This window comes from Devosia sp. (assembly GCF_030689745.1).
Taxonomy (GTDB): Bacteria; Pseudomonadota; Alphaproteobacteria; order Rhizobiales; family Devosiaceae; genus Devosia; species Devosia alba.
Genome location: NZ_JAUYGL010000198.1, coordinates 1 through 16,901, shown reverse-complemented (window position 1 = coordinate 16,901; position 16,901 = coordinate 1). Strand labels below are relative to the sequence as shown.

Sequence of the window (16,901 nt, the reverse complement as noted above, 5' to 3'; positions counted from 1 at the left end):
CGAAATTTACCGCACAAGGCTCAAGGGCGGTAACAAGTGGTTGGGAGCCATGCCACGCGCGTCCACACCGATTGACGGGAAGGCAGCGAGGGCCTAATTCGCTCCCATGAGCAAAGACAACAAATTTTCCGGCCCGACCCAGCGCTCGCTGCGCATGGGTGAACTGGTCCGCCACGCGATGGCGGACATCTTCGCCCGCGGCGACATTGATGATGATGCCCTGCGCGGCACGGTGATCACCGTGCCCGAAGTGCGCATGAGCTCCGATCTCAAGCTGGCCAATGTCTACATCATGCCGCTGGGCGGCCAGCATGCCGAGGAAATCGTCGCGGCACTGAACCGACACCGCAAATATGTGCGCGGCCGGGTCTCGCCCGCGCTGAACGTCAAATTTGCGCCCGAAGTGCGGTTCTTCGTTGACGAGACGTTTGAGGAAGCCGGGCGTATCGACGCGCTGCTGCGCTCCGAAAAGGTCAAGCGCGACCTCGCCGACGATGATGGCGAGACCGATTGAGCGCCCCCAAACGCGTCAAACGCGCGATTTCCGGCTGGGTGGTGCTCAACAAGCCCTATGACATGACGTCCACCCAGGCGGTGGGCAAGGTGCGCTGGCTGTTCAGCGCGGCCAAGGCCGGCCATGCCGGCACGCTGGACCCGCTGGCGACCGGCATTCTGCCGATTGCGCTGGGCGAGGCGACCAAGGCGGTGCCGCAGGTGCAGGACGGCACCAAGATCTATCGCTTTGCCATTACCTGGGGCAGCGCCACCACCACGGACGACACCGAAGGCGCGGTGATCGCCACCTCCGATAGGCGGCCCGATCGGGCGGCACTGGAGGCGGTGTTGCCGCAATTTGTCGGCACCATCATGCAGCGGCCACCGATCTTTTCGGCGCTCAAGATCGATGGCGAGCGGGCCTATGACCTGGCGCGGGCCGGCGAAGCGGTCGATCTGCCGCCGCGCGAGATTGATGTGGATGCCATTGAACTGATCGAGCATGGCAGCGAAAGCAGCATTCTGGAGGTCACCTGCGGCAAGGGTACCTATGTGCGCTCATTGGCCCGCGATATTGGCGAGGCCCTGGGCACGCGCGGTCATGTCAGCATGCTGCATCGCGCCGCCGTGGGGCCATTTACCGATGAAGATGCCGTGACCATCGAGCAGCTTGAGGCGCTGGACGGGGCAGCGCGCGACGCCTTGCTGCAGCCGGTATGGTCGGGCTTTGGCGACCTGCCGGAAATCCGGCTCGACGCGCTGCAGGCCAGCGCCGTACGCCATGGCAATACTGTGCTGCTGACCGGGGCCGGTTCGCCGGTGAGCGTGGATGAGTGCTGGGCCAGTTTCAAGGGCGACGTGCTGGCAACCGGCTGGGTCGAGTTTGGCCAGTTCCGCCCCAGGCGCGTGTTCAACTGAACGAGAAAAAAGGCGGAGCTTGCGCCCCGCCTTTTTGAATGATTGATCGTCTTCTAGTTGATGAAAAAGATGATGATGATGATCAGCCAGATCGGCACGCCGAGCAGCCAGAGTCCAATACCTCGAAACATCTGCTTTCCTTTCCCTAGAACCGACGGAATACGTCAGCAAAGACGCTGTTATTGTCGCGGTGGTTGCCACCTTTCTGGGCAGCCCAGTAAGCACCAATAGCCGAGATCAGCAGCGAGGCGGCCAGCAGGAAGGCACCAATGATGCCGGTGTTGCGGGCGATCCGCGCGGCCTCGATGGCCTCCTGCCGGGCAGCTTCGACATTGGCGATGGCCTGGTCGACGCGGGTCTGGGCTTCAGCAGGCGCAATCCCGGTATTGGCGGCGACAATATTGGCCAGGTAGGCACGATCAGCGTCAGCAAAGGTGCCATCGTCAAGGGCGGCCCGGGCAAAGATCCTTGTGGCTTCTTCGCGCGCCACCATGGCTTCTACCGGCTGATTGGAGCGGAACATGGTATCAACGAAATAGGCGTTTGGATCGAGGGCATCGGCCGGACCTTCAGCCGCATTGGTGGCCGTGGCAGCAATATTGCCAGCCGTAGAGGCGACCGCCCCAATGCCGCCAACGGCGATCATGGTGCCCAGCAGCGCGGCGCCGCCCCAGACCAGCAGGCCATGGGCGCCATCACGCAGATCGCTCTCGTCTTCACTGGCATCGAGATGCCGGCGACGCAGGCGACCGGTCAGATAACCGCCAGCCATGAAGCTGGAGATCTGCACCCAGAGGAACCAGCTGGCCGCGACAATGCCGACCACGATCGGGTTGACGCCCGTGCCATAGCCGAAGTCGAGGAAGTTCAGGCCAACGGCCGAGCCAAAGCTGATCAGCACAACGCTGATGGCCGTGGCCAGCACAATGCCGGCAATAATGGCAGGCCAATCGACATAGCTCGACTGGTCACGCTCGGCGACGGAAGTTTCGATAACGGCGACGCCCGCGGGCGCATCAATGCTCATAGTGGCTGCTCCTGAAATTTATGGTGTTCGCATGGGCCATAGCAGGCTCAAGCCAGACCGATGAATGACAGGATGGCCATGACCACAACGACGAGGCCGACGAGATAAATGATCGAGTTCATTGCAATTGCCTTGTTGAGTTAAGCAGGTGACCTATCAACATGGCGTGAGCGGATTCGTTCCCCGCCTGCCGCAAATATGTGCAGAACAAGGCAAACAAAAAGGCGGGGATTGCTCCCCGCCTCCTGTCTTCAAGTGATTGATAGGGCTTACTTCAGCGCGTCGGTAACGACGGTGGTGTAAGCGCCTTCCGGCTGCTCCTTGATGATGGACTGATCGATCAGGGCCTGTACCGTGCGCTCATAGGTTGCGATGTCGAGCGCGGGATCGGTCGGATCAACCAGCTTGGCGACTTCCTTGGCCATGTAGAGCTGATGGTCGAGCATTGCCGCGCCGGTATCGTCCATGTCGACGACGATCTGGGCCGCTTCTTCGGGGTTCTCGGCGGCATAGGCCCAGCCCTTCATCGAGGCGCGGACGAAGCGGGTATAGGCGTCAACCTTGGCCGGATCATCCAGGCTGTCTTCCATGACGTAGAGACCGTCTTCAAGCAGGTCATTGCCCATCTCGGTATAGTTGAAGATGGTCAGATTGTCCGGTCCGTAGCCGGCATCGAGCGCCTGCCCGTATTCATTATAGGTCATGACCGAGATGCAATCGGCCTGGCCCTGGATCATCGGCTGGATGTCAAAGCTCTGCTGCAGCACGGTGACGCCGCCTTCCGAGCCGTCGGTAGCCAGGCCTTCCTTGTTCATCCAGGCAAAGAACGGGTATTCGTTACCGAAGAACCAGACGCCCAAAGTGTGGCCCGGAAAGTCGGCAACCGTCTTGATTTCGGTTTCGGTCGGGCAGATCATCATCAGGCCCGAGCGCTTGAACGGTTGGGCGATATTGACCAGTGGCACGCCATTTTCGCGGGCGGCCATGCCCGCTGCCATCCAGGTGACGATGATGTCGGCGCCGCCGCCGGCGATCACCTGCTCGGGGGCGATGTTGGGACCGCCAGCCAGCACGGTGACGTCAAGGTTTTCCTCGTCATAAAAACCCTTGGACTCGGCAACCAGATAGCCCGCGAACTGGGCCTGGGTGACCCATTTGAGCTGCAGTGTCAGCGCGTCCTGTGCGAATGCGGGCGTGGCCGAAAGCGCCAGGGCGCTCACGAGCAGACCTCCGATAATTTTGTTCATTGTCGTTCCCTTTTCCCTGTTACGCCCGTCCACCACGGACAGACGGATGCCAGAAGGTGACGCCCCTTTCGATGAGGGCGATCACCCCGTAGAAGGCAGACCCCGCGATCGCAGCAACGGCGATCTCTGCCCAGACCAGATCGATGGCCAACCGGCCAACGCCTGTAGAAATTCGGAAGCCCATTCCCACAACGGGCGTCCCGAAGAATTCCGCTACGATTGCGCCGATCAAGGCCAGAGTCGAGTTGATCTTGAGTGCGTTGAATATGAAGGGGCCCGCAGCGGGAAGCCGCAACTTCATAAGGGTTTGCCAGTAATTGGCGGCATAGGTGCGCATCAGGTCACGCTCGATGGCGGAGCTGGCATTAAGGCCTGCCACGGTGTTGACCAGCATGGGAAAGAAGGTCATCGCCACCACGACGGCGGCCTTGGATTGCCAATCAAAGCCGAACCACATGACCATGATCGGCGCGATGCCGATGATGGGCAGGGCCGACATGAAGTTGCCGATGGGCAGGAGCCCCGCCTTGAGGAAAGGCGAGCGGTCGACGAGGATGGCAACGGCGAGACCCGAGAGGCACCCGATGGCGTAGCCCGGCAACACCGACTTGATGAAGGTCTGCACGAAATCGGCCCACAGGATCGGTGCCGAATTGACCAGTTGCGCCCCGATCATCGATGGGGCGGGCAGCAACACGGGCGGCACATTGGCGCCGCGCGTCACCACTTCCCAGACCACCAGCAGGGCCGCTCCAAACATCACCGGGATGAGCAGGCCAAGCCCCGCATTGTCGGAGAGCCGGGGGGCGAGGGTGTGGCTGAGGCGTTCGACGAACAGCCAGGCAAACAGCCAGGTCACGGTCAGCGCCAGCCAGAAATAGGGTGGCGCCGGGGCAAAGACTTCCAGGCTGGTCAGCAGGGCGGTAGCGCCGAGCACGGCCAGGACGCCATCGGCCCATGGTCCCATGGGGACAACGAAGCGCAGCAGCGACACGACGCCGAGCGCGAGGAACGCCTTGAGCAGGAGCCCCTGTTCAAACGGCGTGATGAGGCTGAGGGCTAGGGCGATAGCGGAAAGCCCGCCGGCGATGAGCGCGAGAAAGAACTGCAACTGGCTCATGCGCGCACCCCCATGCGGGCATTGACCAGCCGCTCGGCCGCACCAACGAGCATCACCAGCACCGCGGCAAGCGCCGCAGCGATGAACAGGGCAGCCCAGATCTGGATGGTCTGGCCATTATAGGAACCGGTAAGCAGTCGGACGCCAAGGCCCCCACCGGCGGCATTGGAGAGTTCACTGACCACCGCGCCGACCAGCGAAATGGCAATGCCCACCTTCATCGAGGCGAACAGCATGGGCATGGCGGCGGGCCAGCGCAGTTTCCAGAAGGTCTGCCAGGGCGAGGCATCATAGGTGCGCATCAGATCGAGCTGAATGGCTTCGGGCGAACGCAGGCCCTTGACCATGCCGACCACGACCGGGAAGAAACTGAGATACATCGAGATCAGCGCGCGCGGCACGGTGCCGGTGATGCCGATCGAGCCCAGCCCCACCACCACCATGGGCGCGATGGCCAGGATGGGAATGGTCTGGCTGGCAATGATCCAGGGCATTAGCGAGCGATTGGCCGCTTCATTGTGCACAATGATGACGGCCAGGGCGACGCCGAGCGCCGTGCCCAGCACGAAGCCCAGCAGGGTGGAGGAGAGGGTGATCCAGCCGTGATAGGCCAGCGAACGCTTGGAGGTCAGCTCCAGCGCCACGGTGGCGTTCCAGATTTCGCCGATCACCTGATGCGGCGCCGGCAGGAGTGGCCGATCCTGCGCCCAGGTCTGCAGGGCAAAGTCGGTGAAGGGCAGATCGGTGAGTCCAGCGCGGGTGTTCAGCGTGTTCTGCCACGGCGAGTTCATGCCGATAGCGGCGGCGTACCAGATGACGACGATGGCCAGCAGCACGGTGAGAATGGGCAGGGCGCGGGTCAAACGTGATCCTCGTCATAGGAATGCCCGGCTCGCAACCCCTCCCGCACCCGCGCGGCGATGGCAAGGAATTCAGGCGTCTCGCGCATGTCGAGCGGCCGTTCGGCTGGCAGATCGGATTCGATGATGTCGATCACCCGGCCGGGCCGCGGGGACATCACCACAATCCGGGTCGAGAGGTAGACCGCCTCGGGAATGGAATGGGTGACAAAACAGATGGTTTTCTGGGTACGCGCCCACAATTTCAGCAATTCGGAATTGAGGTGGTCGCGGACGATTTCATCCAGCGCGCCGAAGGGCTCATCCATCAGCAGCAGATCGGCGTCGAACGCCAGCGCGCGGGCAATGGAGGCGCGCTGCTGCATGCCACCCGAGAGCTGCCAGGGATATTTCTGTTCAAAGCCGGCCAGATTGACCAGATCCATGGTGCGGGCAACGCGCTCGGCCTGCTCGGCCGAGCCGTGCCCCATGATTTCGAGCGGCAGGGCAATATTCTTGGCAATGGTGCGCCAGGGATAGAGCGCAGGCGCCTGAAACACATAGCCATAGGCGCGGGCGCGGCGGGCCGCTTCAGGGCTCTGGCCATTGATGGTCAGGGTCCCCGAAGTGGGCTGCTCCAGATCGGCAATAGTGCGGAGAAACGTCGTCTTGCCACAGCCCGAAGGGCCGATGAAGGAAACGAACTCGCCCTTGTTGATGGTCAGATTGACATCGCTGAGCGCGACAACATCGCCATCATTGGTCGGAAAGGTGAGCCCAAGATTGTTGGCCGCGACAACGGCGTCGCCTGGCGTGGTCTGCACTGACATTAAACCCCCGAGGCCGGAATGCCCGACCGCTGCACCTTGCGCGGCGCGACGATGTCTTTCCACTGGCTAAGGGCCTGATTCACAGGGTTCTTCGCCTCGCGGGCGACGAACTTTCCATGACCGGGCTGATGATGCATCTCGTTTTCGATGACGGCGACCTGGCCGCGGGTCAGCACGAAGCGTGGCAGTCCGGTCAGTTCGAACCCTTCGAACACATTGTAGTCGATGGCCGATTGCTGGGTGGCGGCCGACACCGTCTTCTTGCGCGCAGGATCCCACACCACCAGATCGGCATCGGCGCCGACGAGAACCGCACCCTTTTTGGGGTAGAGGTTGAGAATCTTGGCAATATTGGTCGAGGTGACAGCGACGAACTCGTTCATGGTCAGCCGGCCGGTATTGACGCCGCGACTCCACAGCACGGCAAGGCGATCTTCAAGGCCGCCAGTGCCGTTGGGGATCTTGGAAAAATCGCCAATGCCATGGCGCTTCTGCGCAATGGTGAAGGCGCAGTGATCGGTGGCGACCACCGAGAGCGAGCCGGATTGCAGACCAGCCCACAACGAATCCTGATGCAGCTTGTTGCGGAAGGGCGGCGACATCACCCGGCCCGCGGCGTGGTCCCAATCGGGGTTGGCATATTCGCTGTCATCCAACGTCAGGTGCTGCACCAGCGGTTCGCCATAGACGCGCATGCCCTTTTGCCGGGCGCGGCGGATCGCCTCGTGCGCCTGTTCGCTCGAGACATGCACGACATAGAGCGGCACGCCGGCCATGTCGGCGATCATGATGGCGCGATTGGTGGCCTCGCCTTCGACCTCTGGCGGGCGGGAATAGGCGTGCGCCTCGGGGCCATTATTACCCTCGGCCAGCAGTTTGGCGGTCATGGCCGCGACGACGTCGCCATTCTCGGCATGCACCAGCGGCAGCGCGCCAAGGTCGGCGCAGCGCTGAAATGATGCGAACAGTTCGTCATCATTGACCATAAGCGCGCCCTTATAGGCCATGAAGTGCTTGAAGCTGGTGATGCCGCGCTTGACCACTTCGTCCATCTCGCGCCAGACCTGTTCGTCCCACCAGGTAATGGCCATGTGGAAGGAGTAGTCGGCACTGGCCTTGCCCGATTTGTTGTCCCACATCTGCAATGCTTCGAGCAGGCTCTGGCCGGGACTGGGCAGGCAGAAATCCACCACCATGGTGGTGCCGCCGGACAGCGCCGCGCGGGTGCCCGATTCAAAGTCATCGGTCGAATAGGTGCCCATGAAGGGCATCTCCAAATGCGTATGGGGGTCTATCCCCCCGGGCATGATGTAACAGCCGGTAGCGTCTATGACGGCGTCGCCGCTGAGGTTGGGCCCGATGTCGACAATCACCTCGCCCTCAATCTTCACGTCGGCCTTATAGGTCAGGTCGGCGGTGACGACGGTGCCATTCTTGATGACAGTACTGCCCATTTTTTGCTCACTCCCTAGTCGTAATATCTGTCAGTTCCGGCTGTTGGGCCCGGCGTTGGCTGTCTGCAATTTACTTGCAAGTTTGGTGCCAGTCTCGTGCCCGCGATGGTCAGCGCCCCTCCTTGGTCACTGGCAATGCCGATCGATGTTTGCTTCAGTCCCCTGTCACGCCACGATCTCCGCCGTTTCGAGCACGGCGTGGAACAGCACGTCAGCGCCGGCGGTGGCCCATTGCTGGGAAATCTCCTCGGCTTCGTTATGGCTGAGGCCGCCGACACAGGGGCACATCACCATGGTGCTCGGCGCAACCTTGTTGGCCCAGCAGGCGTCGTGACCAGCGCCGGAAATCAGGTCCATATGGCTATAGCCGAGCTTTTCGGCGGCGGCGCGGACGCGACCCACCAGGGTTGGATCAAAGGCGACGGGGTCGAAATGGCCGACCGCCTCCATGGCGTAGCCGACGCCGAGTTCGGCACATATGGCCTGCGCCTTGGCTTCGATCTGGCTGCGCATGCTGGTCAGCTTGCTCAGCTCCGGCGAGCGGATGTCGACGGTGAACACCACCGCGCCGGGCAGCACATTGCGCGAATTGGGAGCAAATTTCATCTGCCCTACCCCACCCACGGCGCCGGGCTGGTGCGCCATCGCCACTTCCTGGACCATGTCGAGAATGCGGGCCATGGCCAGACCGGCATTGACGCGCATGTTCATCGGCGTTGAGCCGGTATGAGCTTCCTTGCCGGTCAGGGTGAATTCGAGCCACCACAGACCCTGGCCGTGGGTGACGACGCCGATCTGCTTGTTCTCGGCTTCCAGAATGGGACCCTGTTCGATGTGATATTCGAAGTAGGCGTGCATCTTCCGCGCGCCCACGGTTTCCTCACCGCGCCAGCCGATGCGAGCGAGTTCATCGCCGAAGCTCTTGCCCTCCTGATCCTGACGGGCATAGGCATAATCCTGGGTATGCACCCCGGCAAAGACACCCGATGCCAGCATGGCCGGCGCGAAGCGGGCGCCTTCCTCATTGGTCCAGTTGGTGACGACAATCGGGTGGCGGGTCTTGATGCCCAGATCGTTCAGGCTGCGGACAATTTCGAGCCCGGCCAGCACGCCGAGCACGCCATCATATTTGCCGCCAGTAGGCTGGGTATCGAGGTGGCTGCCGACATAGACCGGCAGCGCATCGGCATCGGTGCCCGGGCGGGTCATGAACATGGTGCCCATCTGGTCGACGCCCATAGTGAGGCCCGCATCGTCGCACCAGCGCTTGAACAGGTGCCGCCCCTCACTGTCTTCATCAGTCAGGGTCTGGCGGTTATTGCCCCCGGCAATGCCGGGACCAATCCTGGCCATCTCCATGATGCTGTCCCAGAGGCGGTCGCCATTGATGCGAAGGTTTTCTCCTGGGGCCGACATGGCGCTCTCCTATTTGACGCTGGGGAAGCTGAATTCGGCGCCGCCCTTGATGCCGGCGGGCCAGCGGGTGGTGACGGTTTTGAGCCGCGTATAGAAATGCACGCCTTCGGGGCCGTAGATGGCGTGGTCGCCAAACAGGCTTCGCTTCCAGCCGCCGAAGGAGTGGTAGGCCACCGGCACGGGGATGGGGACGTTGATGCCGACCATGCCCACTTCGATCTTGTCGGCGAATTCACGGGCGGCGTCGCCGTCGCGGGTGAAGATGGCGGTGCCATTGGCATATTCGTGCGCGTTGATGAGGTCGACCGCCTCGTTATAGGTGTTGGCGCGCACCACTGAGAGGACGGGACCGAAGATCTCTTCCTTGTAGATGGTCATGTCGGGCGTGACATTGTCGAACAGCGTGCCGCCGACATAATAGCCGTCTTCATAGCCCTGCAGTTTAAACCCCCGGCCGTCGACGACGAGATCGGCGCCCTGCTCCACACCGGCGTCGATATAGCCGATGATCTTGTCGCGGTGCATCTTGGTGACCACCGGACCCATTTCGGCGTCCTTGTCGGTGGCCGGGCCGATCTTGAGACTTTCGACGCGCGGCTTGAGCTTGGCAACCAGCGCATCGGCGGTTTCCTTGCCCACCGGTACGGCGACCGAAATGGCCATGCAACGTTCGCCGGCCGAACCGTAGCCGGCGCCCATCAGGGCATCAGCGACCTGGTCGAGATCGGCATCGGGCAGGATCACCATGTGGTTCTTGGCGCCGCCGAGAGCCTGGACGCGCTTACCGGCCTTGGTGCCGCGCTGATAGACATATTCGGCAATCGGGGTGGAGCCAACAAAGCTGATCGCCTTGACGTCGGGGTGGTCGAGCAGGCCGTCCACCATTTCCTTGTCGCCGTGAACGATATTGAGAATGCCCTCGGGAAGCCCGGCTTCCATGAACAGGTTCCAGGCCAGCATGGAGGCGGAGGGATCACGCTCGGAGGGCTTGAGGATGAAGGCATTGCCGCAGGCGATGGCGGCTGGATACATCCACATCGGCACCATGGCGGGGAAGTTGAACGGGGTGATGCCGGCCACGACGCCGAGCGGCTGGCGATCGGAATGGGTGTCGATCGAGGGCCCGACATTGCGCGAGAACTCGCCCTTGAGCAGCTGGGGAATGCCGCAGGCGTAATCGACGCAGTCGATGCCACGGGCCACTTCGCCCAGGGCATCGTCATGCACCTTGCCGTGCTCGCGCGAAATCTCGCGCGCCATGTCGTCGGCATATTGATCAAGCAGCGCCTTGAACTTGAACATCACGCGGGCGCGCTTCATAGGCGGGGTATTGCCCCAGGCCACCTGCGCCTGTTTGGCCGAGGCCACCGCCGCGTTGAGCTCGCTCAGCGTCGAGAGCGGCAGTTCGGCCGAGACTTCGCCGGTGGCCGGATTGAACACCGGCACGCGACGACCCGTGGAAACATAGCGTTTGCCGGCAACGGCGTTTTCAATAATGTTCATCAGTCGATGCTCCGCAGGGCTGCCCGGACGCCGTCGATCAGTTCGCCGATCTGGCTTTCGGAAATAATCAGGGGCGGGCTCATGGCGATGATATCGCCGGTGGTCCGTACCAGGACGCCATCCTCATAACATTTGAGGAAGGCCGAAAAGGCGCGCTTGGTGGGGGCGCCAGCAATAGGATCAAGCTCGACAGCGCCAACCAGACCAATATTGCGGATGTCGATGACATGCGGCTCGCCCTTAAGCGAATGCAGGGCATCCTGGAAGATCGGCGCCAGTTCGGCGCCCCGGGTCAGCAGACCCTCTTCCTTATAGGTTTCCAGCGTCGCCAGACCGGCGGCCGAGGCCATCGGATTGCCCGAATAGGTATAGCCGTGGAAAAATTCGATCATGTGCTCGGGGCCCTGCATGAACGCGTCATGGATTTCCGAGGACACCAGCACGGCGCCCATCGGAATGACGCCATTGGTCAGGCCCTTGGCGGTGATCATGATATCGGGGATGACGCCGAAATAATCCGCGCCAAACGGGGTGCCAAGACGGCCAAAGCCGGTAATGACCTCATCAAAAATCAGCAGGATACCGTGCTTCCTGGTGATTTCGCGCAGGCGCTTGAGATAGCCCATGGGGGGAATCAGCACGCCGGTGGAGCCGGCCACGGGTTCAACGATGACGGCTGCGATGGTGGAGGCATCATGCAGGGTGACGATGCGCTCAAGCTCGTCGGCCAGTTCGGTGCCGTATTCGGGCACACCCTTGGAATAGGCGTTCTTGGTCAGGTTGTGGGTGTGGGGCATATGATCGACGCCGGTCAGCAGCGAGCCGAACATTTTGCGGTTGCTGACAATGCCGCCAACCGAAATGCCGCCGAAATTGACGCCGTGATAGCCGCGCTCGCGGCCGATCAGACGGGAACGGGCGCCCTCGCCCTTGACCCGATGATAGGCCAGGGCCAGCTTGAGTGCGGTTTCCACCGACTCGGAGCCCGAATTGGTGAACAGCACGTGATTGAGGCCGTTGGGGGCAATATCGACAATACGATTGGCGAGCTCGAATGCCTTGGGATGACCCATCTGGAAGGCCGGGGCGTAATCGAGTTCGGCGGCCTGCTTGGCAATGGCCTCGACGATGCGGGGGCGGGCGTGACCGGCATTGACGCACCACAGACCGGCCGTGCCATCAAGCACCTGCCGGCCATCAGAGGTGGTGTAGTGCATGTCCTTGGCGGCCACCAGCATACGAGGGGCCTTCTTGAATTGCCGATTGGCTGTGAACGGCATCCAGAAGGCGCTCAAATCGTTTGGCACCACGGTATTGGAATTGGACACTTCTATCTCGCTCCCCATTATTCCGGCCTGATCACGATTGGCACTTGACGCGAGGGCGCAATGCTCTGAATTTTGACCAGTTGGAAAAAACTTAGCACTCCAAAACTTTCTAGCAAGGCGAAAAATGCCGGCGACCAAAAAGAGCAGTGCCGATCTGACCGCAGCGCCGAAGCGCCAGCACAAGGCTGAGGCCAAGGCGGCGGCCCATCCGCATGGCAAAGTCCGGCCGTTGACCCGCATTCAGCGCGAGAAACAGGACGTGATCCTGGAGGCGGCGCTCGAGGTGTTTTCCATGCATGGGTTTCGCGGCGCCACGATCGACCAGATCGCCGAGGTGGCGGGGATGAGCAAACCCAATCTGCTCTATTATTTTCCGCGCAAGGAAGAGATCCACCGCCGGCTGATGGCCGCCCTGCTGGAGACCTGGCTGGCGCCGCTCAAGGAAATGGATGCCACCGGCGACCCCTTCCCCGAAATTCGCTCCTATATTCGGCGCAAGCTGGAAATGGCGCGCGATTACCCGCGCGAGAGCCGGCTGTTTGCCAATGAAATGCTACAGGGCGCGCCGCGCATCATCGAGATGATCGAGCTGGACCTGAAAAATCTGGTCGACGAGAAGGCCCAGGTACTGCTGGGGTGGATGGATGAGGGCAAGCTGGCCCGCACCGACCCCTATCACCTGATCTTTTCGATCTGGGCGACCACCCAGCACTATGCCGATTTCGATGTGCAGGTGCGGGCCGTGCTGGGCCCCAGCCGCAATGGCGAGGGGCGCTTTGAGGATGCCGCCCGCTATCTGGAGCAGTTGTTCATGCATGGGCTGACGCCAAAGCCGGCGGGCCGCTGACACGGAGCGAGAAAACCGGGATGGCGAACCATCCCGGAAAGCAATCAGAGCATCGCCGCAATCGGCAGCAGGAAAGCGCCGACGAGCCCCAGATTCATGATCGTCGCATTGAGATGGGTGAGCCGCTCCGCGCCGGAATAGCTCCAGAAATTGTGGAACAGCACGGTTGCGAAGATCAGGAAGACAATCAAGGCAGCGCCGCCGATCAGCGCGAATGGGCCGACGGCCACCAGCAGGCCGCCAACAATCTGCAGTGCCACGCCAATAATCGCAGACAGGCGGGGCAGGATCATGCCGCGCGCCGTCAGGGCGAGGGTGAGGCTCGAAAGGTTGGCGATGTTGCGAATGCCAAAAACTAGAAAGGCGCCACCGAGCAAAATCCGGGCCAGCGCGAAGACAATATCAGGCAGATCAAGGGTCATGCAAAACGTCCTGTGTAATGATGGTGCGGCCAGGTCGGGGTATGGCTAACCTCCAGCCAGACTGCATTCCCGGATATGACGAGCGAGGATAGTCATTTTCGACAGGCCAAACGACGGGAATGAGGGCAATGCGAACACCTATCGCTGCGTGGCTGACGCCGGGCGCACGCCGATAGCTAAAACTTTCGGCAAGTGCAGCGGAGATCCTTTAATAGCCCTGGTTAGGCTGATCCCTGCCAACTAACGGATTTGCCATGGCTGACAAGCGCATTGCGGTGTTGTTCGACGCCGAGAACATCAATTGCGAAACGGCACTGAATGCACTCGACGCGTTGGCACCGCTGGGCACTGTGCAGATCAAGCGCGCAGTGGGCGATTTCTCGTCCGCCAGCCTCGCCGGCTGGATTGGTTGCGGCCGGGATCGTGGCATCGACCTGGTCCTGCAGCCCAGCCTGGGCAAGGGCAAGAATGGCGCCGACATCAAGCTCACCATTGAGGCGATGGACATCGTGCATCAGGCCAGGATCGACGCTATCGCCCTGGTGACGCGGGATCGGGACTTCACGCCGCTGGCAATGCGCCTGCGCGATGCGGGCCTGTTGGTACTGGGCTTTGCGCAGGCCGAGCCCTCCGCATCGTTCCGAGTGGCGTGTTCGAGCTTCGTCGTCATCGGCGCCCCCCCGCACATTACAGCGACGCCAGCCAAATCCGCTCCAGGGCCGATCTTGGACAGGAGCGAACTGGCCCGCCTGAGGCGGCTTGTTCTGCTAGCCAGCCAGAATGGTCCAATCGCGCCCACAGCATTGACCAGGGCGATCATCAGCGCGGAGCCCGACCTCGCCACCCGGCTCAGCGGTCGGGGCAAGTTCCTCAGGACGCTGGTCGCCCATGGGCTGGTCGAGCGGGTTGGTCGCGGGTCGGGGCTGCAGGTGCAGGCGCCGCGGCTGCACAATGCAGGCTAACGCTGCGCCCAGTGCCGGTCGGCGGATACCGCGTCTAGGCGCAGCGCAAGTGCCAGCTCGTCTGATCGGAGTGGGTCTCGCCAGCAAACTGGAAGCTGCTGCCCTGCATAGCCTTGGCGCGATAGAGCGCGGCGTCGGCTGCGCCGAGCAGGATGGCGGGCGGCAGATCGCTGCTGCCGGCTGCCACAATGCCCAGGCTTGTGCCGATCCGCACCGTGCGGCCCGCCAAGTCGATGGGCTGCTCGATGGCAAAAATGCACTCCCGTGCGAACAGGTCGAGGGCATCGGCGCCGGGCGTGCTGACCGCCACAATGACGAATTCATCGCCCCCCAGTCGCACCAGCTGGTCCTGGGGGCCGAGCAGGGTGGCAAGGCGTTGGCCCACCGTGCGCAACACAATATCACCGGCGGCATGGCCCAGCGCGTCATTGACCGCCTTGAACCGGTCGAGGTCCAGGATAACGATGCCAAACGGGATGGCCGCAGTGCCCAGTTCGTCCATGGTGCTGTCGAGGGCCAGACGGTTGCCAAGCCCGGTGACCACGTCGGTGCGCGATTGTCGGTGGGCCAGGCGGCGCTGCCGCTCGATATCGCCGACCAATCGGCGCAGATGCAGCATCAGACCGGCAACAAACAACAACATCGCGGCCACGACCGGCAGGCGAATCGGGGCAAAGTGCCGAAACATGTCATTGGCGAAGGGATTTTCACCCCACACCAGATAGCTGCCGAACAGACTCTGTTCGCCCAGCAGCGGAATCATCAGGGCGTTGGGGTCGCTGGGGGCGGCAGACGACAGATGCGCACCGTTCAACCCCGCGATACGGCCAATCATTGCGGCGTCGGATTGCCTGAGCGGACCGGACCGGCCGACGATCAGGTCAATCGCGTTGGCGGCGCGGACATGCTCGGCCGCTGCGGTTTCGTGCTCGTAAAGCAGGCGCACCTGGAAGCCGGTGGCCAATAGCACGGCACAGGTAAGCGCCAGTGCGGCAATGGACATCACCAGCAGGCGGCCAATTTTCTTGATTGCATGATGTTCGTTCAGCGCGGCCGGCGCGATTGCGCGCGGCACACGATCACGGCGTGTCCAATTCAATATCATAGTAGTCTGCGTCCCCAGCGGGCGCACACTGGCACCCCAGAGATTGGCAAAGCGTTAGCGCCGGCGCAGAAAACGGCCAAAGCTTGCCACAATCGCGCCACGAACGGCCGACGCAGCAATAATCTGCTGCCGATTTTTCCGGGAACCCCGGGAAAGCGGCCATCTGGTGCAGTCGGCTGGGAACCGTGGCTTGCGGGCCACAGTGCGAAAGATGAATCCGACAATGCGGATAATCAACCCTGTGCATTTCGCCAATTTGGTTAATGCCGGATTCATATTCTCCAACATCGCCGTGCCGGCCATGACTATGGCGCGAACAAGGCGGCGATGACTGCGGCCCATCTGCAACAGTTCCGGGCCTGAGGGCAGTTGTGGCCAATCCGGGCACATTGTGGCCCGCAGGCACGATTAGTCAGCGGCCAATACCAACTATGTGAGTCTCCGTCTTGATTAGAAAAACCCTCTCCATCGCCGCACTTGCTGCAGTTATGTTCTCAGTTTCGTCTGCAGCCTATGCGCAGTGTGGTGGCGCCTCCTGGTACGGTCCCGGCTTTAATGGCAAGACCGCCGCATCAGGCGAGATCTTCAATGAAAACGCCATGACCGCCGCCCACCGCTCGCTGCCCTTTGGCACCAAGGTCAAGGTCACCGATCAACGCACCGGCAGTGAAATCGAAGTGACGATCAATGATCGCGGCCCGTTTGTCGGCAAGCGCATCATCGACCTGTCCAAAGCCGCTGCGACTAAGCTGGGCTTCCGCAATCGCGGCGTCACCTCGGTGTGCCTCAGCCAGCTGTAATTTCTGCAGTCAAAACCGACTGCCCTGACGGGGCGTCTCCAGGCCGGAGGCGCCCCGTTCTGGTGCGCACGGCATGGCGGGCCTGACCGACTGCCAGGCAAAGCAATCAATCTGGTCCCGCTCGGTCCCCAGATCATCCAACAGGTGGTCATCAAGCATTTCGAGATAGTGGACGGTTTGCCGATACCGGTACCAATCGCGCAAGTGGCGGATCAACTTAACAAGCATTTCGGGTCTCCAGACAAGGGCCTGCAGCGCGCGCAACTACCCGTTGCACGGCATTTTCATAAATCGAATGATAGTTGGCAGGCGGGCGCTCCAATATTGGCACCTCACGTCCAGTATTGCCGTTTTGGAGAGAAATTTGCTATGTTTGAGTTCGCAATGCTCTTTGCAGAAATGAAAAATGGATTTCAGTTGGGATGACCTGAAGCTGTTTCTGGCCGTGGCGCGTCTGGGTGGATTGAGTGCGGCTACGGACACGACGGGGTTGAGCGCGGCCACGCTGGGGCGGCGGGTCAGCACATTGGAACGCCAGATTGGCGAGCGACTGTTTGTGCGCAGCCAGAGCGGCTACCGGCTGACCCA

18 protein-coding genes are annotated in these 16,901 nt (G+C 61.8%); 6 read left to right on the top strand and 12 right to left on the bottom strand.

Going from position 1 to position 16,901, the window contains the following annotated elements; translation table 11 throughout:
* Positions 1–106 precede the first annotated feature (106 nt).
* Positions 107–514 carry a 30S ribosome-binding factor RbfA gene (gene rbfA, locus Q8O80_RS17690; RefSeq protein ID WP_305581686.1) on the top strand — a complete coding sequence of 136 codons (408 nt, stop codon included), beginning with the start codon at positions 107–109 and terminating at the stop codon, positions 512–514.
* The gene (truB, locus tag Q8O80_RS17685) at positions 511–1,413 is read left to right on the top strand and encodes a tRNA pseudouridine(55) synthase TruB (RefSeq protein ID WP_305581684.1); all 903 of its coding nucleotides are present in this window, start codon (positions 511–513) and stop codon (positions 1,411–1,413) included. The genes rbfA and truB overlap by 4 nt, the downstream gene beginning before the upstream one ends.
* A 145-nt stretch (positions 1,414–1,558) precedes the next feature.
* Here truB and Q8O80_RS17680 read toward each other — a convergent pair whose 3' ends face one another.
* From Q8O80_RS17680 to Q8O80_RS17640, 9 genes are all read right to left on the bottom strand, one after another.
* Positions 1,559–2,440: a hypothetical protein gene (locus tag Q8O80_RS17680; RefSeq protein WP_305581682.1), complete on the bottom strand. Its 882-nt coding sequence runs from the start codon at positions 2,438–2,440 to the stop codon at positions 1,559–1,561.
* A 269-nt stretch (positions 2,441–2,709) separates the two neighbouring features.
* Entirely contained in the window at positions 2,710–3,687 is a 978-nt protein-coding gene (locus tag Q8O80_RS17675) for an ABC transporter substrate-binding protein (protein WP_305581680.1), read from the bottom strand.
* Positions 3,688–3,706: 19 nt separating this feature from the next.
* Positions 3,707–4,807, bottom strand: coding sequence for an ABC transporter permease (locus tag Q8O80_RS17670; protein WP_305581678.1), 1,101 nt, complete (start codon positions 4,805–4,807; stop codon positions 3,707–3,709).
* A complete protein-coding gene (locus tag Q8O80_RS17665; RefSeq protein WP_305581676.1) occupies positions 4,804–5,670 on the bottom strand; it encodes an ABC transporter permease in 867 nt (288 codons plus the stop codon). Before Q8O80_RS17665 ends, Q8O80_RS17670 begins: the two co-directional genes overlap by 4 nt.
* On the bottom strand, positions 5,667–6,476 hold the full coding sequence (locus Q8O80_RS17660; protein WP_305581674.1) for an ABC transporter ATP-binding protein: 810 nt from the start codon (positions 6,474–6,476) through the stop codon (positions 5,667–5,669). The genes Q8O80_RS17665 and Q8O80_RS17660 overlap by 4 nt, the downstream gene beginning before the upstream one ends.
* A complete protein-coding gene (gene hydA / locus Q8O80_RS17655) occupies positions 6,476–7,930 on the bottom strand; it encodes a dihydropyrimidinase (RefSeq protein WP_305581672.1) in 1,455 nt (484 codons plus the stop codon). Before hydA ends, Q8O80_RS17660 begins: the two co-directional genes overlap by 1 nt.
* A gap of 165 nt (positions 7,931–8,095) precedes the next feature.
* Positions 8,096–9,346, bottom strand: coding sequence for a Zn-dependent hydrolase (locus tag Q8O80_RS17650; RefSeq protein WP_305581670.1), 1,251 nt, complete (start codon positions 9,344–9,346; stop codon positions 8,096–8,098).
* A 9-nt stretch (positions 9,347–9,355) separates the two neighbouring features.
* The gene (locus tag Q8O80_RS17645; RefSeq protein WP_305581668.1) at positions 9,356–10,849 is read right to left on the bottom strand and encodes a CoA-acylating methylmalonate-semialdehyde dehydrogenase; all 1,494 of its coding nucleotides are present in this window, start codon (positions 10,847–10,849) and stop codon (positions 9,356–9,358) included.
* Positions 10,849–12,177 carry an aspartate aminotransferase family protein gene (locus tag Q8O80_RS17640; RefSeq protein WP_305581666.1) on the bottom strand — a complete coding sequence of 443 codons (1,329 nt, stop codon included), beginning with the start codon at positions 12,175–12,177 and terminating at the stop codon, positions 10,849–10,851. The genes Q8O80_RS17645 and Q8O80_RS17640 overlap by 1 nt, the downstream gene beginning before the upstream one ends.
* Positions 12,178–12,301: 124 nt before the next feature.
* Here Q8O80_RS17640 and Q8O80_RS17635 point away from each other — a divergent pair, with 124 nt between their 5' ends.
* A complete protein-coding gene (locus tag Q8O80_RS17635; RefSeq protein WP_305581664.1) occupies positions 12,302–13,024 on the top strand; it encodes a TetR family transcriptional regulator C-terminal domain-containing protein in 723 nt (240 codons plus the stop codon).
* A gap of 44 nt (positions 13,025–13,068) precedes the next feature.
* On the opposite strand, the gene Q8O80_RS17630 is transcribed toward Q8O80_RS17635, so the two are convergent.
* The gene (locus Q8O80_RS17630; RefSeq protein ID WP_305581662.1) at positions 13,069–13,446 is read right to left on the bottom strand and encodes a DoxX family protein; all 378 of its coding nucleotides are present in this window, start codon (positions 13,444–13,446) and stop codon (positions 13,069–13,071) included.
* 254 nt (positions 13,447–13,700) lie between these two features.
* Between Q8O80_RS17630 and Q8O80_RS17625 the strand changes: the two genes are divergently transcribed.
* A complete protein-coding gene (locus tag Q8O80_RS17625; RefSeq protein ID WP_305581660.1) occupies positions 13,701–14,408 on the top strand; it encodes an NYN domain-containing protein in 708 nt (235 codons plus the stop codon).
* Positions 14,409–14,442: 34 nt separating this feature from the next.
* Here Q8O80_RS17625 and Q8O80_RS17620 read toward each other — a convergent pair whose 3' ends face one another.
* Positions 14,443–15,513 (bottom strand): GGDEF domain-containing protein, encoded by a 1,071-nt coding sequence (locus Q8O80_RS17620; RefSeq protein WP_305581658.1) that lies wholly within the window; start codon positions 15,511–15,513, stop codon positions 14,443–14,445.
* A 446-nt stretch (positions 15,514–15,959) separates the two neighbouring features.
* On the opposite strand from Q8O80_RS17620, the gene Q8O80_RS17615 reads away from it, so the two are divergent.
* Positions 15,960–16,313, top strand: coding sequence for a septal ring lytic transglycosylase RlpA family protein (locus tag Q8O80_RS17615; RefSeq protein ID WP_305581656.1), 354 nt, complete (start codon positions 15,960–15,962; stop codon positions 16,311–16,313).
* Positions 16,314–16,322: 9 nt separating this feature from the next.
* Here Q8O80_RS17615 and Q8O80_RS17610 read toward each other — a convergent pair whose 3' ends face one another.
* Positions 16,323–16,541, bottom strand: a complete 219-nt coding sequence (locus Q8O80_RS17610) for a DUF1127 domain-containing protein (protein WP_305581654.1) — start codon at positions 16,539–16,541, stop codon at positions 16,323–16,325.
* Between the two features lie 178 nt (positions 16,542–16,719).
* Here Q8O80_RS17610 and Q8O80_RS17605 point away from each other — a divergent pair.
* The coding region (locus Q8O80_RS17605; RefSeq protein WP_305581652.1) for a LysR family transcriptional regulator at positions 16,720–16,901 on the top strand (182 nt) is incomplete at its 3' end.